The following is a 25,817-nucleotide window of genomic DNA, read 5'->3' on the forward strand; positions in this document are numbered from 1 at the left end:
GTATGGGGGCCTATCTCTAGGAGTGTCCGATTCACGCGTCATTCCGGAGTCCCCTCATGCGTCTGCTCACCCTCCTCACCGCCGCCATCCTTCCGCTGGGCGTGGCCGTCCCCGCCGCGGCCACGCCCGCCATCTGGAAGTGGCGCCCCGTCCATTCCGCCGACGGCATGGCCAGCGCCTGGGGCAAGGTGGCCATCAGCCAGTTCGGCCATGTCGTGTACGGCAACCTGGAGGACACCCGCGGCAAGGGTTGCGCCTGGGCCGTACTGCGCGCCCAGGACGCCCGCAACGGCCGGTGGAAGGTCTACGGCTTCTACAACTGCACGCCCGGCACCGGGACCTTCCGCAAGAACTACGGCAGCGTCCTGCAGATCAAGGTCCAGGTCTGCCGCGGCACCTCCAAGCGCCCCACCGGCGAGTGCTCCAAGCAGAAGACCATCATGACCCAGGGCGGTTAGGCCCCCGCCCGCGCTCGTGCACGGCGACGTTCCACCCTTTGGCCAGCAGCCAGATCATGAGCACGGGCTCGCCGACGAACGTGACCATGGCCACTTCGAGCGAATAGCCCGGCACGAGGAGCACGCCAAGGCTGTCCACGAGATAGCCGAGCCCCGCGATCACGAGGAGGACACCCACCCACCTGGGCACATAGCGCGACTTGTACGCCAGGTATCCCAGGAGTGCCAGGTGAAGCGCGAAGAGGCTGAGGCCGGCCTTCCAGATGTCATCGAATGCGTTGATCTTCGACAGCACCTCGGCGGGTAAGACGCCGGTGGCGCCGAGGAGGGACGGCACCGCGGCGAGCTGGGCGATCGCAACGATGAACACGCCCCCATACACCGCCCTGCACCAGGCCGCGAGTGTGGCGACGCTTTCGTTCACCGGCTTGAAGTAGACCAGCAGCGGCCAGGCCACGACCACGTCGAGAAGGGCGGCCAGGAGGAAGCCGGTCACGCCGTAGCGGAACAGGCCCTCCGCCTCGCGCAGGTCCCGCACGGTCCGCTCCGCGTCGCCTTCGGTGACGAGGTTCTCCAGGACGCCGAAGTTGGCCAGGCCTGCCACGACGGCGATCGCGAGCAGCGCGATTCCCGCGATCAGGCCGGCCCGGCGTATCGGCTGATGGGTTGTTTCCGACGCGGTCATGCTCTCTCCCCCTTCGATGATGTAAAGCATCTTTGACATCCCTAACGTAACGAATCTTTGACGTCATGTCCAAAATCTTTTACATCATCGGGGACGCGATCCCCCTCGGTCGCCCTTTTGCCGACACCGGACCGTCACCGTCCGTGTGAACGCGGCGTCAGGGGGTTATCTCTTCACGAAGAAGACCGCTTGCCGAAACCGTCCGATGGGGCACGTCGTCACGCCGCCCTGACCCGAGGAGCCTTATGCCGATCCTCGCCCGGCTCACCACCGCCGCCCTGCTGATCACGCTCACTGCCTGCGCCAACCAACCCGCCGCACCGCCGGCGCCGCCCTCCGCGGCAACGGCGGCCCCTGCGGCGACACCGACGGCAGCGACACCGACGGCGCCCCCCACGCCGACGGTATCCACCCCCACCCCGGCTGCCAGCCCGCAAGCGGCGGCCGACGGGAACGATCTGGCTGCCTGTAGGGACGCCGACTGCGAGGTCGACATCCGGGCAGGCGACCGCCTCACCATCGACGAGCGGTTCGGCCTGCAGCGGCTCACGATCAGCTCCCTCAACGCGGACGAAGCCGTTCTCGCGCTCCTGGGTTCCACCGGCGGGCTGCGGGCCGAGGGAATGAGCGTGAGCGTCAGCGGCACCTGCGTCAACGGCCGCTGCCGCGACGAGGGCAAGCTCACCCTGACTCCGACCTCGCCCGGCCGCATCAACAGCATCCGGCTGGAACTGCCCTACCTCACCGACGACCACGCCATTCTGCGGCTTGCACGGAAATAACGACGCGGCATTTCAGGCGCATGTAAGTGGATCTCAAGTGGTCGGCAGCAGAATGAGCAAAAGCCAGAAGATCGGCCACGGAGAGCTACCATTGCCCACAAGCGGGTACGGTCCAGAACACTCCCACAGTATTGGGCGATCTTGCCGCAACAACTCAACGCAGTCACGGGCGACACAAGAGGGGGCAGTGTGTCGTTGCGCTTCGGCATTCTCGGTCCACCCGTCATCTGGCAGCATGACCAAGAGATCCGCCTGACCACCCGCCGTTCGCGTGCCGTTCTCGCGCACCTGATCCTGAGCCCGTCCTTCTCCGCGTCCGTCGACCGGCTCATCGACGTCATCTACGGCGACGCGCCCGGCAAGAGCGCACGCAACCAGGTCCATCGCGGTGTGGGCGAGCTACGCCGGCATGGCGTCACCATCGAGGTGCACGACAACGTCTACACGCTCGACGCCGACGAGGAGGCGATCGACGCGTTCGTCTTCACGCGGCTGTGCGACCGGGGGCGGGCCGCCGCGCGGGCGGGCGACCACGCCGAGGGAGCCAGGACGCTTCGGGCGGCGCTGGCTCTGTGGCGGGCGCCCGCGCTGGCCGGGCTCGACAGCACGGCGTCGCTGACGGCCGCGTCCGCCTGGAACGAGCGGCGGCTGAGCGCGATGGAAGAGCGCATCGACGCCGACCTCGCGCTCGGCAGGCACCGCGAGCTGATCGCCGAGCTGCGTGACCTGACCGACGCGCACCCCATGCGCGAGCGCTTCTACGCCCAGCTCATGCTCGCGCTGTATCGGGCGCAACGGGGCAGCGAAGCGCTGGCTGTGTTCGCCGGCCTGGAGCGGCTGCTGCGCGACGAACTGGGCACCGACCCCGACCCCGAGCTGCGCAAACTACAGCTACGCGTGCTGCGCCAGGATCCCGGGCTCGGCCGGCAGCGGCTTTCCGGGGTCAACGGGCCACGCCACGACGAGCCCGCCGCGCGGCCGCCCACCGTGCCTCGTCAGCTCCCACCGCGCCCGGGTGCGCTGGTCGGCCGCGACGGCGAGCTGGCGGAGGCCGTGTCCGCCCTGCGCGGCGGCGTGGGGCTGCTGGTGATGGCCGGACCCGGCGGGATCGGCAAGACGGCGCTCGCGCTGGAGGCCGCGCACCGGGTGGCCGGAGACTTCCCCGACGGGCAGCTCTACGCCGACGGCTCGGGCGACCCCGGCGAGACGCTGAAGGGGTTCCTGTCCGCGCTCGGTGTGCGCGAGATCCCCGACGGCGTCACCGCCCGGTCGGTGGCGCTGCGCAGCGCGCTTGCCGTCCGCCGGGTGCTGATCGTGCTGGACGGCGCGGCGGACCCGGGGATGGTCCTGCCGTTCCGGCCGGGCAGCGCGGGCAGCGCGGTCGTGGTGACCAGCCGCTCGGCACTGGCCCTGCTGCGGGACGCGCATCGGGTGACCGTGCCCGCGCTCACCGGCGCGGACGCGAGGAGACTGCTGGCCGCGACGGTCGGCGAGGAGCGGCTGGCGGCCGAGCGGGAGGCGGCCGACCGGATCGTCGAGCTGTGCGCGGGCCTGCCCGTGGCGCTGACCATCGCCGCCGCCAAGCTCGCCGCGCGCCCCCACTGGCCGCTCAAGCACCTGGCCGACCGGCTCGCCGACCCCTCGGCCATCCTGGACACGCTGCGGCACGACGGTCAGTCCGTACGGCCCACGCTGCGGCACGGCTACGCCGCCCTCTCGCCCAGGTTGCGTGCGCTGGCGCGGGCCATCGGCTGCTACGGCGTGCCGGAGATCTCCTCCTCCGTGGCCGCCGCGCTCGCCGGCCTACCCGTGGACACGGCGGAAAATCTGCTGGCGGAGCTGGCGGAGGCGCACTTCCTGGTCCCCGAGGGCCCGGCGGAAGGCGGTGGCTTCCGCTACCGCTGCCCCGAACTGCTGCTCGCCTTCACCGCCGAGCGGGCCGCCGCGGAGGACGCCGAGCCTGTGCGCCGCGCCGCGGTCGAGCGGGCGCTCGGCACCTGGCTGACCCTCGCCGACGCCGCCCACGCTCGGCTTCGCGGCAGAGACCACGCCATTCCCCGTGGCACGGCTCCGCGTCACCCCGCGGGCGGCGCCGAGCCCGGTCCCACCTGGCTGGCCGACCATCTCGACGAGCTCATGACCGGCGTACGGCGAGCCGCGGCCACCGGCCTGGCCGAGACCTGCTGGGAGCTGGCGATCGCCCCGCTGGCGCTGCTCGAGACCGGCCCGCACTTCGCCCGGTGGCTGGAGTCCCACCAGCTCGCCCTCGATTGCGTACGGCAGGCCGGCAACATCAGGGGCGAGGGGGCGTTGCTGTACTCGCTCGGCCAGCGAGCGCTGCTGGTCGGTGACTACGTCAGCGCGGGCGACCACGCCGACCGCGCGCTGGAGCTCTTCGGGAAACTGGACGACCGCCACGGCAAGGGGCTCGCTCTGCGGTTGCGAGGCGACCTCCACCAGCTCCACGAGGACCTCGCCATGGCCCGCGACGCCTACGAGGAGGCGGCGAGCCTGCTGCGGGAGAGCGGCGACCCGGTGGCGGAGGCCGACGCGCTCGGCGGGCTGGCCATGGTGTTCCACAGGACCGGTGAGCAGGAGGAGGCGCAGGTCTGCCTCGGCCGTGCGCTCGAGCTGTGCAGTGAGGGCGGCAGCCTGCGAAGCGAGGCGCAGATTCGGCGTGGCCTGGCCAAGCATGCGGTCAGGACGGGCACGCTGGAGAAGGCGAACCTGGAGTTCGAGCACGCCCTGGACATCGCCAGGCACCTCGACGACCGGGTGATGCAGTCACAGATCCTCCTCGACCTCGGCACCACCCGGATCCTGCTCGGCGATCCCGAGGCCGCCCAGCAGACCCTGGCCTGCGCGGAGGAAATGGCGCTGAGCTCGGGGCTCGGGCGGGTGGTGGCCCGCACCAGGACGGCCAGGGCCTTCCTGGCGGCCACGCCCGCTAGTCCCCCTCCGTCTTCGTGACGACCGCACTGCCGGCGATCTCCTGCAGCGCGCGCAGGTGCCGTTCGAAGGCGGCCCTGCCACCGGGGGTGAGTGACAGGTAGCTGCGGGGGCGCTTGCCCACGAACGTCTTGCGTACCTTGACGTAGCCGGCCGCCTCCAGCGTGGAGATCTGTTTCGACAGCGCGGAGTCGCTGATCTCGATGGCGTCGCGCAGGGACCTGAAGTCGGCCTGGTCCACTGCCGCGAGCGCGGCCACGATCGAGAACCGGACCGGCGCGTGAATGGTCTCGTCGAGTTCCTTGCGCGGGTGCTTCACGGCCTGCCTCTTGCCGCCTTGAGATCGAGATATCCGACCGCGAAGAAGGGCACGGCGGTGAGCAGCGCGCCGGGCAACCACCACGCCAGGGATCCGGGGAAGACCGCGGCGCCGACGACCACGACCACCGAGTAGATGCCCGCCCCCGCCGCGCCGCAGAGCTGGTAGAGGGCGGCGTAGTGGCGGGGCACCACGGGCCGCGAGCCGGTGTAGATGCCGAGCGCGATCAGCGGCAGCAGTCCCACCCCCATGATCGCGTAGCTGGCCGGAGGCGGCACGAGCACGCCGAAGACCAGCAGGATCGCCACCGCGGCCAGCCCGAGCACGAAGGACACGGCGGCGTGCAGCCGAGCTTTGGCGCGGAGCCGGGAGCCCGCGGCTCCGGCATCGGACAACGCGTGCGCCGCCTGTTCTCTATCCATGGTCCTTTACTCCTCTCCCTGATCCCATTTGAACGTCTTGACCGCCAGCCACGCCACCACCCCGGTGGTGCAGGCCACGACCAGCACCGAGAGCCAGACCGGGTGGAAGGGCCGGCCGCCCGGCAGCTGGGTGGCCATCAGGTCGGCGTAGAAGGAGCTGGGCAGCAGGCTCAGCGCGGTGCCGACGGCCTTCGGGAAGAGCCAGAGCGGCAGTGTCAGCCCGCTCATGAACAGCGCCGCGAGCTGGACGAGCGTGGCTACGTTGGTGGCGGCGTCGGGCGAGGACATGCGCCCGCCGATGAGGTAGCCGATGCCCCCGAACATGGCAAGCCCGAGCAGCGTGATGCCGAGCAGCGCGGGCACCGCCGAGAGGTCCAGCAATCCGAGTGCGAGGGCCAGCGCCAGCACCAGAACGGTCTGGACCACGACGATCGCCAGGCGGGCGGGCACGTGGGTGAGGACGAGCCTGGCCCGGGTTATCGGCGTGGTGCCGAGCAGCCGCAGCGTGCCCTTGGCGCGCATGGCCGCCAGCGGGCCCGCCGTCATGGTGAGCGCCGCGCCGGTGACGGAGAGGTAGAGCGCCATCGGGACGACGATCTGCTCGAAGTCGGGGGCGCCCTCGCCGCTGGGCATGAGCTTGGCGATGGCGAGGAAGATCCCTGCCATGCCGAAGGGGAAGACCAGGACGAAATAGAAGTATCTGCGGTCTCTGAGGAGTTCGCGGGTGTGCAAGCCCAAGAGCTCGCGGGTCGCTGAGGCCATGGTGTCATCCCTCTCCATGGATGTCGGCGAAGCTCGCGCCGGTGACGCGGCGGAAGACCGCCTCCAGCCCGGCGTCCCTGGTCTGGATCTGCCGCGCGCCCAGCCTCGTGGTGAGCACGGTGAACAGCGAGTCGGGGTCGGAGGTGCGCAGGCTCACCCTGGTGTGGCCGTTCTGCTCGTGCGCGGACAACTCCGAGACGTCGGGGCGCGACTCGAGCTCGCCCAGCGCGGTGCCGGACGCCACGGTGAACCGCAGCTCCTGATCGGGCGCGTGCTGCCGGATCAGCTCGTCGGGGGCGCCGAGGGCGACGACCTTGCCGCTGTGCAGGATGGCGACCCGGCCGCAGAGCGTCTCCGCCTCCTCCATGGAGTGAGTGGACAGCAGCACAGTGCCGCCGGAGTCCCGATGGCCGCGGACCGCCTCCCACAGGTCCTGGCGCGCGTTGGGGTCCATGCCGGTCGAGGGCTCGTCGAGCACCAACAGCCGGGGGCGGGAGATCAGCGCCGTGCCCACGAGCAGCCGCTGCTGCTGGCCTCCGGACAGTTTGGAGACTCTGACGTCACGCGAGTCGCCGAGGCCCAGCCTGCCGATGACGTCGTCGGGGTCGGCCGGGTCGGGGTAGAAGGAGGCCCACACGCGCAGCAGCTCGGCGACGGTCTGCTGCTCGAAGAGCGCGGCGTGCTGCGGCTGGACCGCGACGAGCCTGCGGATCTCGTCGCGCTGCGCGATCGGGTCGTAGCCGTAGACCAGGACCCGGCCCGAGGTGGGCCTGCGTAGCCCGACGAGTGTTTCGATGCTGGTGGTCTTGCCCGCGCCGTTGGGGCCGAGCAAGCCGAAGATCTCACCGCTCTCGATGCTCAGCGTGATCCCGTCCATCGCGGCGAGCCGGTCGTAGCGCTTCACCACGTTGTCGAAGACGACTGCCAGGTCGTTCATGGGCATGGCGAGGAACCTCTCTCGTGGCGCCTGGCTCATCGCTTTCCACGATAGAAGTTACTTTCCAATTTGGCAAGTACTTTCCATCACTGACAAGCGATGAGCCCCAGCAGGCACTCCTCGGCGGGCACGAAGCCGAGCCGGTTGAGGTCCATGTGCATGTACTGGAGCAGGAGCTCGGCCCGCGAGACGGGCACGCTCGCCGCCGCGGCGCCGTCGAGCACCGCGCGTACCGCCTCGACCTGCGCGGCCACGTCCGAAGGGCAGGCCGGGAGCGCCGAGGCGGTCTTGACGAGCAGGGCGCGGAGCCGGTCCTGGCCGGGGACCGCCAAGCGCAGCTGCCAGCCCCAATGCGCGCGGTGCGCGGCCCAGAAGCCCTTGCGCTCCGGCTCCGGCAGCGTGTTCCCCAGCTCGCGCATGTAGGCCACGGCCAGCGCCGCCCGCTCGGCCGTGCGATCCAGATCCGTGAGCCGCGCGTCGGCGTACCAGGCGCAGGACGTGGTGAACAACTCCTCGGCCAGCGCCACTCCGGCCGCGCCGCCGTACTTGCCGAGCTCGGGTGCGTACAGGCAGGCGGCGGCCGCGCGCCGGGCGGGAAGCGGGCCGGGGAAGTCGCCGGGGACCAGCCGCTCGACCGGCTCCGGCCGCAGGGCCGCGAGGAGGTCCTCCAGTTCGGGGAGGCGTTCGTGCATCCGGTCCACGCCGTCGGCCGGGCAGCTGAGTCGCAGGCGCAGGTGGTGGCCTGTCATGTCCCAATAGCGGACGAAGAACCAGCGCGCCGCGCCCTCGCGGGCCGCCTGCTCGCGCAGCCAAGGCACGAGGAGGCGGACTGCCGGGTCCATGAGCTCGGCGCCGCCGGGATAGGCACGGACGTACCACCAGTCCATACCGGTCAGCTCCCCCTGTCGCTCAGTGCCGGACAGCTCCCCGAGTCGCTCCATGCCGGTCAGCTCCCCTGTCGCGGCCAGTGCACGAGCACGGCGTGCTCTGTCGCCCTGCGCCGTCCCGCGGCATCGCGTTGCGGGTGCAGGTGGCGCTCGGGCAGTGCCTCCACGATGCGTACATGGCCGGTCTCCGGCCGCAGCCACTGCGCCAGCGTGTCGAGCGAGAGCGGCGACGACAGCGACACCCACAACGGCTTGCGTTCACCGCCCATCCGCATCGTGGTGGCGCCGAGCTGGTGGACGAACACCTCCTCCGGCATGCCGTGGACCCGGCGGAACCGGTGGGCCAGGGACGCCCGCGCGGCCTCGTCCTGCCCCGGCTCCGGCAGCGGGAGCGCCCTCACGGGCGCGATCCAGGAGGCGCGGCGGGTGACGACCCGGCCGTGTGTCTCGCGGGGCAGCGCCACCACGTCCTCACCGCAGTGGGACAGCAGGTCGAACCTGGTCAGCGTGTAGTCGGAGTACGGCGCGGCGTTGACCCATGGATCGGCCAGGACCGCGAGCAGGCGGACGTAGGACTGGAGCAGGTGCTGCGGGATCAGCCCCAGGTAGGCCAGGCCGATCGGCGCGCCCCCCGGCTCCAGCAGCGACAGTGTGTCACTGTCCCGGTCGTGCGCGAGCACCGTCGCCTCCAGCCGCAGCCCGCTGGGTGCGTCCGGCTCGCCGGGCACGAGCAGGGGCGGCAGCAGGCCGGCGCACTCGGCCTGGACGGTGTTGCACTCGGTCCACACGACCAGCTCACGGTGGCTCGCCCCGGGCCAGCAGGCGGCGACGTGACCGGCCAGCCGGGTACGCAGGTCCTCGCCCAGCAGCTCGCGGAAACGGGTGAACAGGCCACCGCTGCCGTAGCTGAAGTTGTTGACGACCATGCGATGGCGTCCGTCGGCCACGTCGGCCCAGTCGTCGGCCTCGAACTGGACCAGCAGTGCCGCGCCCGGTGGAGCGCTGGTGGGCCCGACCGGCAACCAGGCCCGCTCCCCCGGCGCGGCCCGGCTCCTCAGGTCCATGCCCACGGCCTGCTCGAGCGGCGTGTGGGAGTCGCCGTCCGTCGCGATGCGCATGAGGAACCCCAGCGGGTCGCGGCAGTGGCCGCCGCGGCCGTACTCGGCCACGAACCGATTCAGCAGCAGGTCGTAGACGTGCGAGCGGAAAACCCACGGTCTCATCCTGGCGCTGAGCGCCGCCAGGTCCTCGCGTACCGGGGTGAAAGCGCAGGGATCCGGAAGATCCGCATCGGTCTCCCGGTCCTCGTAGATCAGCCCACCGGGCCGCTCCGACCAGGCCCTGGCCAGCTCACCGACGGCCTGGGCGGCATTCAGCCTGCCCTTCACGCCTTCCCGGCAGGCCCTGGAGCCGAGGTCGCGGGCGGAGCTCAGCGCGCCCGCGCTGATCCGTGCGGCCGGCGCGCCCGGGGCCTCTGCCGCCTGCCCGCCGGGTGCCGGCGCGGCCAGTGCCATCAGCGCGCCGAACGGCTCCTCGCCGCGCCGCCACGGTGGCAGGGGGTGCAGCAGGCCGCTGTCCAGCAGCCGGACGAATCTCGTGAAGGGCCGAACCCCGCCGATCGAGGCGAGGATCTCGTCGAGGGCACGGTCCTGCGCGCCCAGCGGGTCCAGCCAGCGGCGGGCGTGATCGGCCTCGACCACCCGGTCCTGCCGCCAGATGATGCCCTCGGCCGTCGACACCTCGCTGTGCAGGAGCAGCCCGGCGGGGGCGGCCGGTCCACCCTCCACGATCGGCGCGGCCCGGTAACGCAGCAGCCCCGCGGTCCGCTCGTCGTGTGCGAGCAGCCACAGCGCCCGGTGGGCGAGCGTCGCGGTCGTACGGCTGTGCGCCCGCCCCAGCCCGGCGGTCCCGGCCAGGCCCACCGTGGTCAGGCCGGACAGCGGGCTGGTCTTGACCGCGGCGCGGGAGACGTAGGAGTAGAGGGTCTGCCTGTCGCGTGCCGAGTCGCGGCGGCCGTATCTGAGCCAGTCGGGGGCCGTGAGGGCCAGGGAGCGGGCGAAGGAGGGATCGTCCAGGCTGCCGCGCAGTCGTTCCAAGGCCGCGGCGCGGTCGGCGGCGAGCTGGCTGCCGAGCTTGGCCAGCAGGCCCGCGCGGCCGCCGGTCAGCCGGATCCAGGCGTCGAGCAGCGTCCCGTCCTCCGGGGCCAGACGCGCGTGCGCGCGGGCGGCGGTGCCGTCGTCCCACGGCAGCGCCTCGAGCTTGTTGACCGCCCGTTTGCCGGCGAGGACCCGGCGCCGCAACGGCACGTCGTCATCGAGCCGCGGCACCAGGTCGAACAGGACGTCGATCAGCCGGGGGGCGAGCCGTTCCAGCTCATCGCCCACCCGGGCGAGTTCGTCGAGCAGGTCGCGGGTCGGCGGCCCCACGATGTCCAGCGCGTCCGCGGGCAGCCCCGCGACCCTGGCGAGCACAGGACCCGACAGCCGGCCGGGCACGCCGCTCACCGGCCCGCCGCGGCCACGACGGCCTGGACCAGCATGGGCAGCGTGGAGATCATGGACAGCGCGAGCACCCCGACGTAAGCGGCACAGACGAGTCCGTAGGCCAGGTAGGCCAGCCGGGCCTTGAGTGCCAGGTTCGCCAGGTAGTTCGGCAGCGGCTTGGGCACGATCAGGGCGCCGAGCAGGGTGAAGGCGCGGCCCCGCGGGTCCACCAGGCCGGTGGCGGTCTCGATGGCGGCGTAGCCGTCGCTGGGGAGCAGTGGGTTGAGGTTGATCACCATGCCGATGAGCTGGAAGACCAGCAGGAAGGCGGCCGTGTGCTGGACGAAGCCGTCGGCGGTGAGCGCGACGACCGCGCTCACGCCGGTCAGCCAGCCGTCGCTCATCAGCCCGGCCAGCGCGAGCACGATCCGCCCGCCGCGGCCGCGCAGCCGGTAGGCGTCGGTGCGGTCGACGTAGGCGAGCGGCAGGAAGTAGAACAGCAGCGCCACCCCGAGCCCGCGGACGGGCACTTTGAGCACCTGCGCCACCAGCGCGTGCGCGCTCTCGTGCACGAGGACCGCGACGAGCTGCAGCAGCGCGGCCACGACGAACGCGGCTCCGCCGATCCGCTCGAACGAGGGCGGCGAGGTGAACACCGTGAAGGCGCCGAGCGAGAAGCCCGCGAGCGCGCCGAGCCCCGCCACCGCCACCAGCGCCCTGGCGTTCCAGCGGCGCAGCACTCTGGCGAGCGGTTCGAGCAGGGCGGGTAGCGAGCGGGTGAGGACGATCCGCGGCATGAACATGGACGTGCGGATCCGCTTGCCGCTCGCGTCCTTGTCCTGCCGCTCCGCGCCGACCAGCAGGCCGCTCTCCTCCAGCCTGGTCAGGAAGTCCTCCACCTCGTCGCGCCGGCCGCCGCCGTCGCTCAGCAGGGCGATCAGCTCTTCGCGCGATCTGGTGCCGTCCAGCTGGGTGAGGACCAGCTGAGCGGCCCGGGTGACGCGGTGGTATGCGCCGGTGACGGGGTCGTACACCAGCGGGCGGTCGTCCATCCCGGTGAGGAGCTCGAGGTCCTCGCGGAGTTTCGGTGCGCTGATCATTTCCTGCCCCTGGGTCGTTCGGTCAAGAGGCTGAGGCCGGCGCCGACCTCAGCCTGGTTTCCTGATCTGTCACCGCGTCAGGGCCCGTAGCACATCGCGGTCATGACGGATCCCGCGGTGCTCGGGCAGCTCGCCGTGCCCAGCGTGGATGTGGTGCTCAGGGTGGCCAGCGCCACGCCCTCGCGGAACTGTTCGAGCTCGAGCCCGTCGTCAGGGAGCTGAACGGCGCTCAGGTCGAGGTCCTCGTGGTACGTCATCGGTGTCCTCCCCTCACCATGAATAGGTGGAGGCCGTGGTGAAGCTCGACGCCGAGCTCGCCGGGCAGGACGCGGACGAGGCCGTGCCCGCGCAGGCGAAGCAGCCCAGGGCGTTGCCCTCGGGCAGTTCCTCGATGGCGAGCGCATCATCGAACGCGTACAGTTCGACCTGGTGTTCGTTCATGGTCATCCTCCTCATCAGCCGAAGGTGGAGGCGGTGCTGACGCTCGCGGCCGAGCTTCCCGGGCAGGAAGCGGTCGACGCCGATGACGCGCAGAACCAGCTGCCGAGCGCGTTGCCCTCGGGCAACTCCTCGATGGCGAAGCCGTCGTCGAACGCGTAGAGCTCGATCGGCTCGGAACTCATGGGAATCACTTCCAATCTGTTGATCATGTGTAGCTCGAGAACGAGCCGAAGGACGAGGCAGACGAGGCCGGGCAGGACGCGCTGGACACGGTCGAAGCGGTGGAGGCGGAGTTGATGCAGGGGCCCGCGGCGGCGGCGCCGTCCGTCAGGGACTCCAGTTCCAGCGATTCCGTTATCGCGTATAGCTCGAGCTGGTCGTTGTCCATCTTCTTTCACTCCCTTCTCTGGTCGCGGAGTTCTCGCCCGACTGCCAGGGCGAAGACGTGGTGACGGCTGGTGCCGTCGGCGCGCAGCGGCCGACGGACCGCGGCGGGGATGAAGCCGGCGAACACCGTGCCGGCCAGGCCGAGGGCGATCGCCTCGAGCCACATCGTGTAGGCGGCGGCGCCGGCGCGCCCGAGCACGAGGCGGTAGCCGTGGGCGCCGTGCGCCCGGTCGGCCTCGGTCAGGTCCACGGCGATCGAGACGATGGCCGGGGCGTGGCAGAACTCCGTCTGCAGCGTCAGGTTCTCCAGCTCGTCCGGAGGCGGCAGCGGCGCGACCGGTGAGAAGACACGCCGCCCGGCGTCGAAGCGGAACATGGCCGGCTCGACACCCGCTACGTCGAAGGCGACCACGTCGGTCTGCAGCGGTTGCTCGCCGGGCCAGGCGCCGGCGTCGTCCCTGATCCCGCTGACGATCACGTCCGCAAGCAGCTCGGCGGGGATCGGTTCCGGGGCGAAGAAGCGCTGGGAGCGCCGCCGTACCAGGGTGTCGAGCAGGTCGGCGCGGCTGCCCGCGTGTCCCCCGGCCCGTACGCCCGGCCCGATCCGCGCCGGTCCCACCGGAGCCGGGGCGACGGCCCCCATGCCGTCCGGCGGGACGCGGAATGCCTGGATGAGCTCGGTGGCGAGCGCGTGCGCGTTGGTCATCGGCTCTCCCCCAGATCCGCCACGGCGGTGATCGGCTGCACGTCCGGGTCGATCCCGAGCAGCGCCGCGACGGCGGTGTCGTCCCACCGCCCGCGCAGGCGGAAGCCGACGCCCAGGGCCCGCGCGGTGAGCCGGCCGGCGGCCTGCGCGCAGCCGCTGTCCAGCAGCACGATGCGGAGCGCGAAGGCCGCGTACTTGCGCGCGACCTTGCTGAAGTCACCGGTCAGCACCAGGCTTGCGGGGCTGTCACCGGCCGGAACCTGGTCGGACGGCACCTGGTCGGCGGGCATGTTGTCAGCAGGCAGGGTTGTGGCCGACAGCCAGGCGAGGCGATGCTCGGGCGCGACGTAGCCGTACAGGCCGGGCTCGATTCCCGGGACGTCGCGGACTGCGACATAGGCGACGACCGATCCGATATTGCCCCCGCTGGCCGTCCACCGGAACAGCCGCTCCTTGCTGTCGGCCTTGACGCCGGCCGTCACGGCCAGCAGGAGCGAGAGCCGCTCGGCGTCCAGCTTGGCCGACGCGGGCCGGGCCAGCAGCTCGAAGTCGGGCGGCGGCAGGTCGACGGGCCGGGCCGAGGGCCAGGTGCGCGCGATGCGCTGCAGCGCCATGTTGGAGGGCTTGTAGTGCATCTGGTGGGCTTTGAGGTCCGCGTGCTCCTTCGGCGGGAACGCGATCGCGGCCTCGTAGCGGGCGGCCAGCGGAGCGCGGGCGAGCGGCGTGCCGTGCTCCCGCGGCTGGGCCGAGCAGTCCGGGCATCCTGGCCTGGTCGCGGCCGACAGGTCACGCTGGGCCAGCGTCTCCAGGTCCACCGAGCGCCAGCGCATCGGCAGCGGCCCGGTGACGGCGCGCGAGACGTACGCGAACAGGTCCCTGGCCAGCAGGCCGGCCGCCAGCTCGGCGTCGCCGTTCGCGGCCTGCCTGCCGTCCGGTTCCTCTTCGGCCACGCGGCAGGTCATGCAGGCGGTCACGCGCGGGTCGACCAGCGGGCCGAGCACCGCTGTACGGCCGTGCACGCGCAGCCGCAGCAACGGCAGCCCCCGCTCCCAGCAGTCCCGCGCGGGCCCTTCGCCGCCGTCGTCCACCCACACCGCGAGGGTGGTCGCGGCGTCCGGCACAGCACCCGCGGCCAGGCTGACGCGTAGCGCGGGCATGAGCTCCTCGGCCAGCGCGGCGGCGGCCCGTCCGGTGCCGAAGACCTCGACGCGAGCCGCGGCGAGCCTGGCCGCCGCCTCCTCCCAGGCGGGGTTCGCGCCCGTGCAGTCGCCCAGCCGGGACAGGAAGTCCGCGAGGTCGGGGCTGACCTGCGGCGCCGGCCCCTCGGGCGGCGCTTCCTCGATGACCCCGCACGTCCACAGCAGCGACAGCGTCTGGAAGACCGATTCCTCCGGTATCCCCAGCTCACCGGCCAGCTCGGCGTGGCCGCGGACGCCGTCGAGCAGCGCGAGCAGGCCCGGCAGCAGCTCGGTGGCGGACCTGCCGCGCAGCAGCTGCCGCTTCGGCCCTCCGGTCACCACCACCTGATCGGCCTCATAGTCGATGGCCAGCCCGCGGCGCATCCTCGGCCTGAGCGGGACGCGGATCTGCGGGTCGAACCGGGCCGCCGCGCCCATGGCCGCTGCGGTGATCATGGACTCGCCGGTCATGCCCGCACCCTTTCGAACATGCGGCGCAGCTCCGCCGCCGCGTCCCTGTCGGCCTTGCGGCAGCGCGGGCAACGGTCCACCGCGACGACGCCGGCGCTCGCGGTCACCCCGTCGACCTGGCCGAACGTGCGTACCGTCGCGCCGATGGAGCCGGGCGCGGGGCCGCCGCGCGCCTCGTCGATCGCCTGGCGGGCGAACCCGGCGGCGATGCCTACGTGGTGCTCCGGGTAGCCGGTGACGGGGCGCTCCCCGGGGCCCGGCGGCCGCCCGTGCTGGGCGCGGCGCTTGACGTAGCAGGAGTGGCAGGCGGTGCGGCCCGGCACGACGACCGGCCCGCAGCGCACCTCGGTCGCGGTCATCGTGACCGGGAACCAGGGCACCCGCCAGGCGTGGGCCGCCCGGTCCACCGCCTCGGCCAGGCGCGGCCGTTCGTGCGCGGTGGCCAGCACGATGAGATCGGCGTACGGCCACAGGCTGGGATGCGTGCCTTCGTCGGCGGCCTGCACGGCTGTCCGGACGCCGGCGGGGCAGGTACGGCGGAGCCGCCCGGCCACGGCGTGGCCGAACGATCCCGCGGCGAGGATCAGCAAGGAGTAGCTCACAGGCACCTCACGCGAACGGCTGGGGCAGCGGGTTGACGTCGGCCTCGCCGAGCACCGGATGTCCCATCGCCGCCGGAGCGGCGTAGAGCCGGGGATGAGCGAGGTAGCGTGCCCGATGGGCGAAGGACAGCGGCATCAGCTCGGGCACCAGGACACGTACGACGCTCGCGCCGACCTGCCTGGCCTCGTCCGTGGTGAGGTCCACGGCGACGACCTCGCATCCGGCCCGGTGCAAGCGGTCGAGCAGCCACGCCAGCGGCTGCTCCCCCGGGCCCGGGCGGGGCAGGTCGGACAGCGTCCGCACCGGCCGCGGGCCTTCCAGCAGGAAGTCGAAACGGTGCCGCCGATCGAGGGGGCCGGACTCCAGCGCGCCGGCGACCACGCCGAGGACCTCGCCCGGCTGGGTCGCGCGCCTTCTCGGGCTCATCGCCCGCAGCGCGATGCGCAGCGACGCGGCCTCGCGGAACAGCTTGGCGACGGCCCGGCCCGGGTCCACGTCGCAGGTGGCGATCACGACCTGGGCGAGGTCCCGGTCGTGGTCGGCGAGTTGCACCCCGTAGACGACCGGCACACCGAGGTCGGTGGTGGCGTCGAACAGCAGCGTGCGGATGTTCTCCGAAGCGCCGCGGTCGACGTAGGCCCGGTGCTCGGGCGCGAGTTCGTCAGGGTCGAGCTCCAGCCGGGGCAGCCGCAGCCGCTGCAGCCAGGTCAGGCTGATGGAGTCGCGCTCGACGACCTCCAGCAGGCCGTTGGTGACGGCCGACAGCGGGTCGGCGTGCGCGGCGCAGCCGGTCGAGACGTTGTGCGTGTACCGCTCGGCCGCGGACTCCGGCGGGAACTTCAGGTAAACCTGGACGGCGGGCACGTAGACCGGGCGGCCTCGGGTGAAGGACCACCCGAGGACCCACCGGAGTGGGACGCGGGGGTCGCTGGGCACGAGGCCGCAGCGCGGATCGGCGAGTTCGGCCGCCGAGCAGGCCGGCCACCGCGCCGGCGGGATGGCGTCCTCACCCAGTTCTTCCGCCGTCGCCCAGACGAGCCTGTCGGGGTTCCACGCGCAGGAGGAATACCGCTCCAGGGACTCCGCGATCGCCAGGTGGGCGGCGGTCTCCCGGTCGAGGGCTCCCCCCGCCCCATCGAAGTTGCCCGACGATGGGTCGTGCTCCCATCCGGCCTGCACGCTGAGCGCGGCGCCCGGGTTGCCGAGCGCGCCTGTGTAGATCGGGAAATCGGGCTCGCCTTCAGCGCCGGGTAACCAGGTCAACCGCGACACCAGGCCGTAGGGCGAGACGAGCTTGCTCATCTCGCGTAGCGACGCCGGGACGACGTCGGCCTTCATGATTGAACCTCCCCGTAGTGTGCGAGGGGCCGTTCCCCCGAGGGGCGCCCGCGCTTGTCCCAAGTCTCACCTTTGTGCACTTCCTCCTCGCTTCCTCGCGTTTCCGCAGGTGAAGCCGGGACATGAAGAGCCGCCCCGGCCCGGCGGACCAGAGCGGCTCGTACGCGGATGTCAGGCCAGGTCTCTGCGGGAGTGCACCACACAGGCGGCGGCCACCACGACCGCCACCATCGCCGCGAAGACGGCGAGCCCCGGGAGCGGCCCGAGCACGCCGATGATGGAGGCGTTGGCGCCCACGGTCTTGAACGGCAGGTATGCCGACACCGAGCTGGGCAGCACGAACAGCAGGACCTGCTCGAAGCCGAGCGCCCAGATCAGCAGGGTCGCCACCGCCGCGGCCGTGCTCTTGAACAGCAGCCCCACCGCCACACCGAGCACGGTGGCCAGCGGGATCGCGAGCAGAATCGCGAGCAGGACCACGAAGCCGCCGCCGGACACCGGCGCGAAGGGCCCCGCAGCGCCGATGAGACCGCCGAGGTAGCCCACGACCAGCCCGGCCAGTGCCACGACCAGACCGGCCGCCGCGGCGGCGGTGAACTTGGCCGCGAGCAGCCGCCCCCGCCACGGCACCATCACGGAGGCCACGCGCAGGGTCCCGTTGCGCAGATCGGCGGTGGCGATCAGGACGCCGATGACCATCGTCACGTACAGCAGCACGTCCGACGGGATCGCGATGGCGTTGACCGAACCACCCGCAGTGGAGCCCATGTCGCCGCGGGCGATCAGCGGGATGTTCCCCTGGGCGTCGATGGAGCCGGCGATGACCAGCGCGCCCGCGCCGGTGAGCAGCATGGCCACGACCGCCGCGACGAGATAGGCGGGAATGGTACGAATCTTGATCACTTCTGCGGACACGATGTCGGCGAAGCTCATGAGCTATCCCACCTCCCCTTGGATCTCGCTCCGTTCGACCGTGGCCTTGGCGAACGCGGTCTGCAGGCTGCGCTCCTCGGCGAGGCCGAAGACCGCGACGCCCGCGTCCCTGGCCAGCTCGCCGAGCTGCTCCGCGGCCAGGCCGGTGACCTGCAGCCGCTGGCCGTCGGTGTCGAGCACCTGACCGCCCGCCTGTATCACGGCCGCGCCGAGTGCCTGCGGCTTGTCGGTCATCACCCGGATCGTCTGGGCCTGGAAGCGCTCGATGAACGCGGCGGCCGAGCCACTACCGATGATCTTGCTCTGCGCGATCACGACGAGGTCGTCGACCAGGTCTTCCAGCTCGGCCAGCAGGTGGCTGGAGACGAAGACCGTCCTGCCCTGGTCTCTGAACGTACGCAGCAACTCCTTCATCCAGGTGATGCCCTCGGGGTCGAGGCCGTTCATAGGCTCGTCGAGCATGACGATCTCGGGGTTGCCGATGAGGGCTATGGCCAGCGCCAAGCGCTGCCGCATGCCGAGGGAGAACCGCCCGGCACGCTGGCCGGCCACCTTCGTCAGGCCGACGCGGTCCAGGAGCGCCTCGGCCTGGCCGGCGGGAACCCCGGCCAGTTTGGCCGCCCACCTGACGCTGTCGATGGCGCGACGGGCCGGGTGCGCGCACTCGGTGTCCAGCGCCGCGCCGATCTTGCGGGCAGGGACCGGCCATTCGCCGATCGGCTTGCCGTCGATGAGCGCGGCTCCGGAAGTGGGGTGATCGAGCCCCAGAAACAGCCGCATAGTGGTGGATTTACCCGCGCCGTTCGGCCCGAGGAATCCGGTTATCGCCCCCGATCTAATGGCGAAGCTCGCGTTGCTTACCGCGAGGACAGGGCCATATCGCTTCGTTAAGTTCTTTGCCTGCAGCATCGGCTTCATGCTCAGCGCAACCACCACTTCCGAGTCGCACACCCCGTGAGAGATATGTCCGTTTTGTGTCGTAGATAGTGATTTGTGAGGACATGTGAAGTTGGCGGCCCAAGAGAGAACTTTCCCCCGATCTCTCGCTTGAGAAAACATGCAAACACCAGTGAATTCGCCTGTCAATCGCCGATCCGACGGCCATTGGGGCTCCAGCTCGGCCGCAAAGATCCTCTTGCAGAGGCCATGAGCTGCATGAACACCGATCGATCGGTCCGATTGCGGGCAACCCTGGAAGCTGGGGGGTTCCATCTGGTAGGGGAGGCGACCTATGATGCGGTCGTGGCCCGAGTCCTTTATGTCACCCTTATGGGCTTACTCCGGCACTAGTCTGTCTACATATTCGGCGAAATATTGGTCTTTAGTTCGCCATTGTGGCTTGCTACGCTGATAAGCATTCTGGGGGGAACTCAGGCCGCCAGCCGCTGCACGACTGAGAGCGCGAACGGGGAAGCATGCACGGCGAACCTGATGACGTGATGCGTGAATCCGCTGCCCATGAAAATGGCTTCGATCCCAGCGCGACGACGCAGTGGGTGAAGCGCAAAGCGTCGTCCGGGGCGCTCGATCCCGACCGTGAACGGGCACTCCGCTTCCCTCCACCCAACCGCCCGCCCGACGACCTCTCGGCCGCTCCCACCTCCCCGCAGTCCGACCAGCGGCCCCGCCCGCCGTCGGGAAACGGCACACCCTTCCCGCCCCAGCCACACGCCTTTACGCCTGCCGCATCGGAGCCAGAGGCGTCCGCCTGGCCGCCAGTCGCATCGGACCCGGAGGCGCACGCCTGGACACCCACCCCATCGGAACCAGAGCCGCACGCCTGGACACCCGCGGAGCCGAGCCCGCGGACACCGGCCGGCCCGGCGCAGGACGCGCCCGTCTGGGGCGGCCCGCCGGAGCCCGACGAGACCACCTCGGAGAGCCTGCGGCCCGACCGGCTGCTGCGCAACCGCAGGCGCCCGCCGACCGGCGGCTGGCGGCGGCTGGTGTACACGATCAGCGGCGGCCTCATCCACCCACGGCCCTCCAAGCAGGAACGCCATCGCCAGGAGCTGATCGAGCGCATCAGGCGGCCGGTGGCCAAGGGCCACTACAGGGTGGCGGTGATGAGCCTGAAGGGCGGAGTCGGCAAGACGACCACGACCATCGCGCTCGGCTCCACGCTGGCCGCCCAGCGCGGCGACCGGGTCATCGCCGTGGACGCCAACCCCGACAGGGGCACTCTGTCGGACAAGCTCAGGCTGGAGTCCCCTTCGACGGTCAGGCACCTGCTCAACGACCGGGCGGGCATCAAGCGCTACGCCGACGTCCGCTCGTACACGTCGCAGGCGCCGTCGCGCCTGGAGGTGCTGGCCTCCGACCGGGACCCGGCGATCTCGGAGGCGTTCGACGCGGAGGACTACGCGGCCGTCGCCGAGCTGCTCGACCAGTTCTACTCCATAGCGATCACCGACTGCGGCACCGGCATGCTGCATTCGGCGATGAGCGCGATCCTCACCATGGCCGACCAGATCGTGCTGGTCAGCCCCGTCACGGTGGACGGCGCGCGGTCGGCCTCCGCGACGCTCGACTGGCTGCAGGCCCACGGTCACCGGCCGCTGGCCGCCGAGGCCGTGGTGGTGCTGTCGGCGGTCAAGAAGACGCGCAAGAGCTCGGTGGACGTCGAGGAGCTGAAGCAGCACTTCGCCAAGCGCTGCCGGGCGGTGGTCGGCGTGCCGTTCGACCCGCACCTGGAGGAGGGCTACGAGGTGGACCTGGATCTGCTGCGGCCGGCCACCAGGGACACCTACTTGGAGCTGGCCTCCGTCATCGCGGACGGGTTCTCCAAGCGGGATCGGACATGAGCGCTCTGCTGCGGGTCGAAGCGCTGGAGGCGACGCGCGCCGGCGTCAAGGCACTGGACGGGGTGTCGTTCACGGTACGGCCCGGAGAGGTGGTCTGCGTGGTCGGCCCCGCGGGCAGTGGGAAGACGACGCTCGTGGAATGCCTGGCAGGCGAGCGTGAGCCGGATGCCGGCCAGATCGAGTACACCGGCCGCCGTGACGGCCTGGCCGCGGTCCTGCAGGACGACTGCCCGCCGGGCAGGGCGAAGGTGGGCAAGGTGATCGCGCTGTTCGCCGGCCTGTACGGCACGCGCGGGCTGTCTTCCCACCTTATCGAGCTGCTCGCCTTGGGCCCGCTGCTGACCAGGCGGTTCGCCTCGCTTACAGACAGCGAGCGGCGGCGCGCCCAGCTCGCACTGGCCCTGGCGGGCAACCCCGAGCTGGTGGTGCTGGACGAGCCGACCGCCGGCCTGCGCGACGGCGGCGGCCGGCGGGTGGAGCGCGTGATCGACGAGATGCGGACCGGGTACGGCTCGGCCTGCCTCACCATGGACGACCTGGCCCAGGCCGAACGGCTGGCCGACCGGGTCGTGCTGCTGCGCCGCGGCACCGTGCTGGCGCAGGCGGAGCCTCAGCGGCTGGTGCGGCTGCTCGGCGCCGACTGGGCGCTGCGCGTGCCGCCGCACGTGCCGGTGGGCGAGCCGCCCGACGTGCGCGTGCTCCGCTGCGCCGCCTCGACCTACCTGTACGGCGGGCGCGAGGCGCTCGAGCGGGCGGGCAGGGACCTCCCTGGCGCGTCGGGGCCGATCAGGCGGACCTCCCTGCGCGATGCCTATCTGGTGCTGTCCGCCGAGCCGGTGTCCGCGGGCCCGCCTGCGCTCACCGGCCGCCTGGTGGGTCCGCGCGAGCTGGGGGTGAGCTCATGAGGCGGTCGTTGTGGGCGCTGGTGCGCGGCGAGGCGGCGGTGCTGGCCAGGACGCCGTGGGCGTTGCTCACGGCGGTGGCCTTGCCGTTCGCCGTATGGCTGCTGGTGATGCTGTTCATCGGCTCGTCGTTCCCCGGGATGGAGTTCGGCGCCATGCCGGGGGTGCGGGTGGTGGACCGCATGGTGGCCGAGCTGGCGGTGACCGTGGCGGTCTTCGCGGGGATCGTGGTGGTCACGCTGCACGTGGCGCGGGCGCGGGCCTGTGGGATGGCACGATGGCTGCGCCGTACGCCGATGCGCGACGGCTCGTACTTCGCGGCGCAGGTGATCGTGGCGGGCGGCCTGGTGGTGGTGTCGGTCGCGGTGTTCGCGGCGGTGATGTCGGCGATCTACGGGGCTCCGGCGGGATGGCGCCCGCTGTCGTTCGCGGGGACGCTGGTCGTGGTGTGCTACTGCGCCTTCAGCGTCGGGCTGCTGCTGGGCGGGCTGCGGATGCCGCAGTCGGCCGCCCGGGTGGCGGCACCGATGATCTTCGTGGTGCTGTTCGTCACCAGCGGCATGGGGGTGCCGCGCGAGGGGTGGCGGCAGGTCGCGCCGTGGCTGTACGAGATCACCACGGTGAACCCGCTGGCGCAACTGGCCGACTTCGTCTTCGACGCCGCCTACCTGGGGAAACCGTCGGCCACGTGGCCGGCGGTCGCGGCGCTGACCGTCGCGGCGCTGGTGGTGAACGCGGGCACCCGGCGGGCCTTCGACTGGAGCGGGCGGCTGGAACCGAGCACGTGACGACTGGGGGTACGAGGGACATGCGCAAGCTGCTGTGCGTCGTGGCGGGGGCCGCGACGCTGACACTCGGCTGTGCCGAGCGCGACGCCAGGCATCCGATCGCGATCGCGATCGCGGGCAAGTCGCCGGGGGCCGCGGCCACACCGGCGGCGGCGTCCAGCGCGGTGGCCAAGCCGAAGCAGGGTGCCACGCTCAGCCCGGCCGACGCGCAGGCCCAGTTCACCCAGTGCGTACGAAAGAACGGGATCGACATGCCGGACTTCGACTCTGCTGAGGCGAGGACCTGGCGGTACACCGGTGACCAGGCCACCCTGCAGAAGGCGATCAAGGCGTGCGAGGAGTACGCCAAGCAGATCCCCAACCCCTACGACGACCCGAAGGTACGCGACCAGCTCGTCAAGTTCGCCCGGTGCATGCGCGACCAGGGCATCGACATGCCGGACCCGCCGCAGCAGAACTGGAGCCTCGACCCCAACGCTCCGGCTTTCCAGAAGGCCATGGCCGCGTGCCGGCAGCACATGCCGAGCTTCGGCGGCTCCCAGTGAACGGGCCGGTCAAGGGCGTGTTCGTGGCCGTGGCGACGGTCGCCGCCGGCGCGGCGGTGACGGCGGGCGGGGTGTTCGCCGCGGCGGCGCTCTTCGACGACGGCCCGCGCGCCACGGCGGCCGCCCCGCCCAGCCGGCCACCCGTCACGGCCACAGGGGAGATCGTCAAGGGCGACCTCGTGGACAAGGAGACCGTGGACGGCAAGCTCACCTACGGCACGGGCCGGACCATCAAGGCGGGCACGGCGGGCACGGTGACGAGCCTCCCCACGGAGGGCAAGGTGGTCGAGCGCGGCGAGCCGCTCTACCGCGTCGACCGCAAGCCGCTGATTCTCCTGTACGGCGACCTGCCCGCGTACCGGACGCTGGCCGAAGGGGTCAAGAAGGGCCCTGACGTCAGGCAGCTCGAGCGGAACCTGAAGGAGCTCGGCTTCGCCAAAGGCGTCACGGTGGACACCCGCTTCACCGAGGCGACGGCGCGTGCCGTACGGAGATGGCAGAAGCACAATGGGCTGGAGCGAACCGGCAGAACGGGCGCGCAGGAGATCGTCTTCCTGCGGGGACCCGCCCGGATCGGTGAGACGGACGTGGAGGTCGGCGACCGGGTGGCACCGCAGCGGCCGGTCCTGCGCGTGACCTCGACGGACCGGCTCGTCCGCGTCGAGCTCGACGCCGACGACCAGGATCTGGCCAAGGTCGGTGAGAAGGTCGCGGTCAAGCTGGCCGAGGGCAAGAGCGTCAAGGGATCGGTCTCGAAGGTGGCCAAAGTGGCCAAGCTCGTCAAACAATCGGGGAACGACGAGGGCCGGGCCGTGATCGAGGTGGAGATCGAGGTCCCGGCCAAGAACGCGGGCGTGCTGGACGAGGCCCCCGTGACGGTCGAGCTCCGGCGGCTGCGCGCGGAGAACGTCCTGAGCGTGCCGGTCGAGGCGCTGCTCGCGCTGCCCAGCGGCTACGGCGTGGAGGTGGTGGGCCAGGGCGGGAGCCTCACGCGGGTGCCGGTGACGACTGGGGTGTTCGGCGACGGCCGCGTGGAGGTACGCGGCGCCGGGCTCGCCGCGGGTATGAAGGTCGCGGTGCCGGGCCGATGAGGGTCCTGGAGATCCGCCGGGTGAGCAAGAGTTACGGCAACGTGCGCGCGCTGCGCGAGGTGGATCTGACCGTCCACGCGGGCGAGATGGTGGCCATCGTCGGCCCGTCGGGATCGGGCAAGTCGACGCTGCTGCAGATCGCGGGCACGCTGGACCGGCCCACCTCGGGCACGGTGCGGGTGGCCGGACACGACGTCAACGCGCTGTCGGACAACGAGCTGTCGGCGCTGCGCGCCCGCTACATCGGTTTCGTCTTCCAGCAGTTCCACCTGGCCCCGGAACTCTCGGCGCTGGACAACGTCGCCGACGGGCTGCTCTACTCCGGCCTGCCGCGGCGGCGCAGGCGTGAGCGGGCGAGAACCGCGCTGCAGCGCGTGAGGCTGGCCGACCGGCTCGAGCACCGGCCGCATCAGCTGTCCGGCGGGCAGATGCAGCGGGTGGCCGTGGCCAGGGCCGTCGCGGGTCAGCCACCGCTGCTGCTGGCCGACGAGCCGACCGGCAACCTGGACACCGAGGCGAGCGCCGAGGTGCTGTCGGTCTTCCGCGCGCTGAACGCGGCCGGCGTCACCATCGTGCTGATCACACACGACGTGGACGTGGCGGCGGCCTGCCCGCGCCGGGTCTGGGTCCGCGACGGCCGGATCACCCCGTCATGACCAGGCTCCAGCCGGTCCGGCTGCGCCCCGCCGACATGGCCAGGCTGGGGGTGTCCGGGCTGCGCGCCAGGCCGTTGCGCGCCCTGCTCGCGGCGCTGGGCATCGCGGTAGGCATCGCCACCATGGTGACGGTCGTCGGGATCTCGGCCTCCAGCCAGGAGCGGCTGCTGCGCCAGCTCGACGCGCTCGGCACGAACCTGCTGCGGGTCGAGCGCGGGGACAACCTCTTCGACGACGAGCCGGTCGATCTGCCGACAACGGCCGCCTCCGCCGTACGCAGGATCGACGGGGTGCGGAAGTCGAGCCAGACCGGCGAGACCGAGGCGACCGTGCGCCGCAACGACCTCATTCCCACGTCGGTCTCGCTCGGCATCACCGTGCGTGCCACCAGCCTCGATCTGCTCGACACGCTGGACGGCCGGGTACGCGCGGGCGCCTGGCTCAATCCGGCCACCGAACGGCACCCGGTCGTGGTGCTGGGCGCGGTCGCGGCGGAACGGCTCGGCCTCACCGCGCCCGACGCCCGGGTCTGGATCGGCAACCGGTGGTTCAGCGTCGCCGGGATCCTGGACAGGATGCCGCTGGCCGAGGAGATCGAACGCTCGGCGCTGGTGGGCTTCCCCGCGGCCAAGGAGTATCTGGACTTCGACGGCCATCCCACCACCGTCTACGAGCGCTCGGCCGACGAGTCGGTGGAAAGCGTGCGGGAGGCGCTGGCCCGCACGGTCAACCCGGAGCGGCCGGACGCGGTCAAGGTGAGCAGGCCGTCGGACGCGCTCAAGGCGAAGGCGGCGGCGGCCGGGGCGTTCACCGGTCTCATGCTCGGGCTGGGCGCGGTGGCGCTGTTCGTGGGCGCGGTCGGGGTGGCCAACACCATGGTGGTGGCGGTGCTGGAGCGGCGCAAGGAGATCGGCCTGCGCAGGTCGCTCGGCGCGACCAGGGGTCAAGTGCGGGCGCAGTTCCTGGTCGAGGCGCTGATCCTGGCGGTGTTGGGCGGGGCGGCCGGAGTGCTCGCCGGAACACTGGCCACGCTGGTCTACGCCGCGGCCAACGCACTGCCCGCGGTGGTGCCGATGTGGGCGCTGGGCGGGGCGGCGGGCACGACGGTGGCGACCGGCGCGCTGGCGGGGCTCTATCCGGCGATCAGAGCCTCCCGCGTACCCCCCACGGTCGCGCTCTCGACCCAATGA

At 71.7% G+C, this 25,817-nt stretch carries 28 protein-coding genes; 10 read left to right on the top strand and 18 right to left on the bottom strand.

Translation table 11 applies throughout. The features are described from left to right. Positions 1-56: 56 nt before the first annotated feature. Positions 57-458 (top strand): hypothetical protein, encoded by a 402-nt coding sequence (locus ACTWQA_RS06665; protein ID WP_443158384.1) that lies wholly within the window; start codon positions 57-59, stop codon positions 456-458. Here the strand turns inward: ACTWQA_RS06665 and ACTWQA_RS06670 are convergent. Continuing rightward, on the bottom strand, positions 439-1,143 hold the full coding sequence (locus ACTWQA_RS06670; protein ID WP_443158385.1) for a DUF4386 domain-containing protein: 705 nt from the start codon (positions 1,141-1,143) through the stop codon (positions 439-441). The genes ACTWQA_RS06665 and ACTWQA_RS06670 overlap by 20 nt on opposite strands. A gap of 245 nt (positions 1,144-1,388) precedes the next feature. On the opposite strand from ACTWQA_RS06670, the gene ACTWQA_RS06675 reads away from it, so the two are divergent. Together ACTWQA_RS06675 and ACTWQA_RS06680 are read left to right on the top strand one after the other, a co-directional pair. Next, positions 1,389-1,925, top strand: a complete 537-nt coding sequence (locus ACTWQA_RS06675; protein WP_443158386.1) for a hypothetical protein — start codon at positions 1,389-1,391, stop codon at positions 1,923-1,925. A gap of 189 nt (positions 1,926-2,114) precedes the next feature. After that, positions 2,115-4,895, top strand: coding sequence for a BTAD domain-containing putative transcriptional regulator (locus tag ACTWQA_RS06680; RefSeq protein ID WP_443158387.1), 2,781 nt, complete (start codon positions 2,115-2,117; stop codon positions 4,893-4,895). Here ACTWQA_RS06680 and ACTWQA_RS06685 read toward each other — a convergent pair. The 17 genes from ACTWQA_RS06685 to ACTWQA_RS06765 all read right to left on the bottom strand — a co-directional run bounded on the left by ACTWQA_RS06685 (position 4,873) and on the right by ACTWQA_RS06765 (position 19,053). Next, the gene (locus tag ACTWQA_RS06685; protein ID WP_305916039.1) at positions 4,873-5,193 is read right to left on the bottom strand and encodes a winged helix-turn-helix domain-containing protein; all 321 of its coding nucleotides are present in this window, start codon (positions 5,191-5,193) and stop codon (positions 4,873-4,875) included. The genes ACTWQA_RS06680 and ACTWQA_RS06685 overlap by 23 nt on opposite strands. After that, a complete protein-coding gene (locus tag ACTWQA_RS06690) occupies positions 5,190-5,615 on the bottom strand; it encodes a hypothetical protein (RefSeq protein WP_443158388.1) in 426 nt (141 codons plus the stop codon). Before ACTWQA_RS06690 ends, ACTWQA_RS06685 begins: the two co-directional genes overlap by 4 nt. A 6-nt stretch (positions 5,616-5,621) precedes the next feature. Beyond that, positions 5,622-6,377: an ABC transporter permease gene (locus ACTWQA_RS06695; protein WP_443158389.1), complete on the bottom strand. Its 756-nt coding sequence runs from the start codon at positions 6,375-6,377 to the stop codon at positions 5,622-5,624. A 4-nt stretch (positions 6,378-6,381) separates the two neighbouring features. Beyond that, on the bottom strand, positions 6,382-7,353 hold the full coding sequence (locus ACTWQA_RS06700; protein WP_443158390.1) for an ABC transporter ATP-binding protein: 972 nt from the start codon (positions 7,351-7,353) through the stop codon (positions 6,382-6,384). 47 nt (positions 7,354-7,400) lie between these two features. After that, complete coding sequence (locus ACTWQA_RS06705) at positions 7,401-8,255, bottom strand: lantibiotic dehydratase C-terminal domain-containing protein (protein ID WP_443158391.1); 855 nt, start codon at positions 8,253-8,255, stop codon at positions 7,401-7,403. A gap of 5 nt (positions 8,256-8,260) precedes the next feature. Next, positions 8,261-10,705 carry a hypothetical protein gene (locus ACTWQA_RS06710; protein WP_443158392.1) on the bottom strand — a complete coding sequence of 815 codons (2,445 nt, stop codon included), beginning with the start codon at positions 10,703-10,705 and terminating at the stop codon, positions 8,261-8,263. After that, entirely contained in the window at positions 10,702-11,784 is a 1,083-nt protein-coding gene (locus ACTWQA_RS06715; protein ID WP_443158393.1) for a hypothetical protein, read from the bottom strand. Before ACTWQA_RS06715 ends, ACTWQA_RS06710 begins: the two co-directional genes overlap by 4 nt. Before the next feature lie 77 nt (positions 11,785-11,861). Further along, positions 11,862-12,041 (bottom strand): thiocillin family RiPP, encoded by a 180-nt coding sequence (locus ACTWQA_RS06720; protein WP_305916032.1) that lies wholly within the window; start codon positions 12,039-12,041, stop codon positions 11,862-11,864. 13 nt (positions 12,042-12,054) lie between these two features. Then, positions 12,055-12,225: a thiocillin family RiPP gene (locus tag ACTWQA_RS06725; protein WP_305916031.1), complete on the bottom strand. Its 171-nt coding sequence runs from the start codon at positions 12,223-12,225 to the stop codon at positions 12,055-12,057. Between the two features lie 14 nt (positions 12,226-12,239). After that, the gene (locus ACTWQA_RS06730) at positions 12,240-12,407 is read right to left on the bottom strand and encodes a thiocillin family RiPP (protein ID WP_305916030.1); all 168 of its coding nucleotides are present in this window, start codon (positions 12,405-12,407) and stop codon (positions 12,240-12,242) included. Between the two features lie 23 nt (positions 12,408-12,430). Then, entirely contained in the window at positions 12,431-12,613 is a 183-nt protein-coding gene (locus tag ACTWQA_RS06735; RefSeq protein ID WP_305916029.1) for a thiocillin family RiPP, read from the bottom strand. A 6-nt stretch (positions 12,614-12,619) separates the two neighbouring features. Further along, positions 12,620-13,318: a nitroreductase family protein gene (locus tag ACTWQA_RS06740; protein ID WP_443158394.1), complete on the bottom strand. Its 699-nt coding sequence runs from the start codon at positions 13,316-13,318 to the stop codon at positions 12,620-12,622. Continuing rightward, positions 13,315-14,967, bottom strand: a complete 1,653-nt coding sequence (locus ACTWQA_RS06745) for a SagB family peptide dehydrogenase (protein WP_443158395.1) — start codon at positions 14,965-14,967, stop codon at positions 13,315-13,317. The genes ACTWQA_RS06740 and ACTWQA_RS06745 overlap by 4 nt, the downstream gene beginning before the upstream one ends. Further along, a complete protein-coding gene (locus ACTWQA_RS06750) occupies positions 14,964-15,569 on the bottom strand; it encodes a hypothetical protein (protein ID WP_443158396.1) in 606 nt (201 codons plus the stop codon). The genes ACTWQA_RS06745 and ACTWQA_RS06750 overlap by 4 nt, the downstream gene beginning before the upstream one ends. Positions 15,570-15,576: 7 nt before the next feature. Then, on the bottom strand, positions 15,577-16,908 hold the full coding sequence (locus tag ACTWQA_RS06755; RefSeq protein WP_443158397.1) for a YcaO-like family protein: 1,332 nt from the start codon (positions 16,906-16,908) through the stop codon (positions 15,577-15,579). 171 nt (positions 16,909-17,079) lie between these two features. After that, positions 17,080-17,841: a hypothetical protein gene (locus ACTWQA_RS06760; protein WP_327583822.1), complete on the bottom strand. Its 762-nt coding sequence runs from the start codon at positions 17,839-17,841 to the stop codon at positions 17,080-17,082. Positions 17,842-17,844: 3 nt separating this feature from the next. After that, on the bottom strand, positions 17,845-19,053 hold the full coding sequence (locus ACTWQA_RS06765) for an ABC transporter ATP-binding protein (RefSeq protein WP_443158398.1): 1,209 nt from the start codon (positions 19,051-19,053) through the stop codon (positions 17,845-17,847). 284 nt (positions 19,054-19,337) lie between these two features. On the opposite strand from ACTWQA_RS06765, the gene ACTWQA_RS06770 reads away from it, so the two are divergent. The 7 genes from ACTWQA_RS06770 to ACTWQA_RS06800 are packed head-to-tail and all read left to right on the top strand — an operon-like array spanning position 19,338 to position 25,817. Next, positions 19,338-20,645: an AAA family ATPase gene (locus tag ACTWQA_RS06770; protein WP_443158399.1), complete on the top strand. Its 1,308-nt coding sequence runs from the start codon at positions 19,338-19,340 to the stop codon at positions 20,643-20,645. Beyond that, positions 20,642-21,550: an ATP-binding cassette domain-containing protein gene (locus ACTWQA_RS06775; RefSeq protein ID WP_443158400.1), complete on the top strand. Its 909-nt coding sequence runs from the start codon at positions 20,642-20,644 to the stop codon at positions 21,548-21,550. The genes ACTWQA_RS06770 and ACTWQA_RS06775 overlap by 4 nt, the downstream gene beginning before the upstream one ends. After that, on the top strand, positions 21,547-22,335 hold the full coding sequence (locus ACTWQA_RS06780) for an ABC transporter permease (RefSeq protein WP_443158401.1): 789 nt from the start codon (positions 21,547-21,549) through the stop codon (positions 22,333-22,335). The genes ACTWQA_RS06775 and ACTWQA_RS06780 overlap by 4 nt, the downstream gene beginning before the upstream one ends. Before the next feature lie 20 nt (positions 22,336-22,355). Further along, positions 22,356-22,880 carry a hypothetical protein gene (locus ACTWQA_RS06785; RefSeq protein ID WP_305916019.1) on the top strand — a complete coding sequence of 175 codons (525 nt, stop codon included), beginning with the start codon at positions 22,356-22,358 and terminating at the stop codon, positions 22,878-22,880. Then, positions 22,841-23,971 (top strand): efflux RND transporter periplasmic adaptor subunit, encoded by a 1,131-nt coding sequence (locus tag ACTWQA_RS06790; RefSeq protein ID WP_443158402.1) that lies wholly within the window; start codon positions 22,841-22,843, stop codon positions 23,969-23,971. The genes ACTWQA_RS06785 and ACTWQA_RS06790 overlap by 40 nt, the downstream gene beginning before the upstream one ends. Further along, entirely contained in the window at positions 23,968-24,627 is a 660-nt protein-coding gene (locus ACTWQA_RS06795) for an ABC transporter ATP-binding protein (protein WP_443158403.1), read from the top strand. The genes ACTWQA_RS06790 and ACTWQA_RS06795 overlap by 4 nt, the downstream gene beginning before the upstream one ends. Next, positions 24,624-25,817 carry an ABC transporter permease gene (locus tag ACTWQA_RS06800; protein WP_443158404.1) on the top strand — a complete coding sequence of 398 codons (1,194 nt, stop codon included), beginning with the start codon at positions 24,624-24,626 and terminating at the stop codon, positions 25,815-25,817. Before ACTWQA_RS06795 ends, ACTWQA_RS06800 begins: the two co-directional genes overlap by 4 nt.

It is taken from the genome of Nonomuraea sp. 10N515B (assembly GCF_052245915.1).
Classification (GTDB): Bacteria; Actinomycetota; Actinomycetes; order Streptosporangiales; family Streptosporangiaceae; genus Nonomuraea.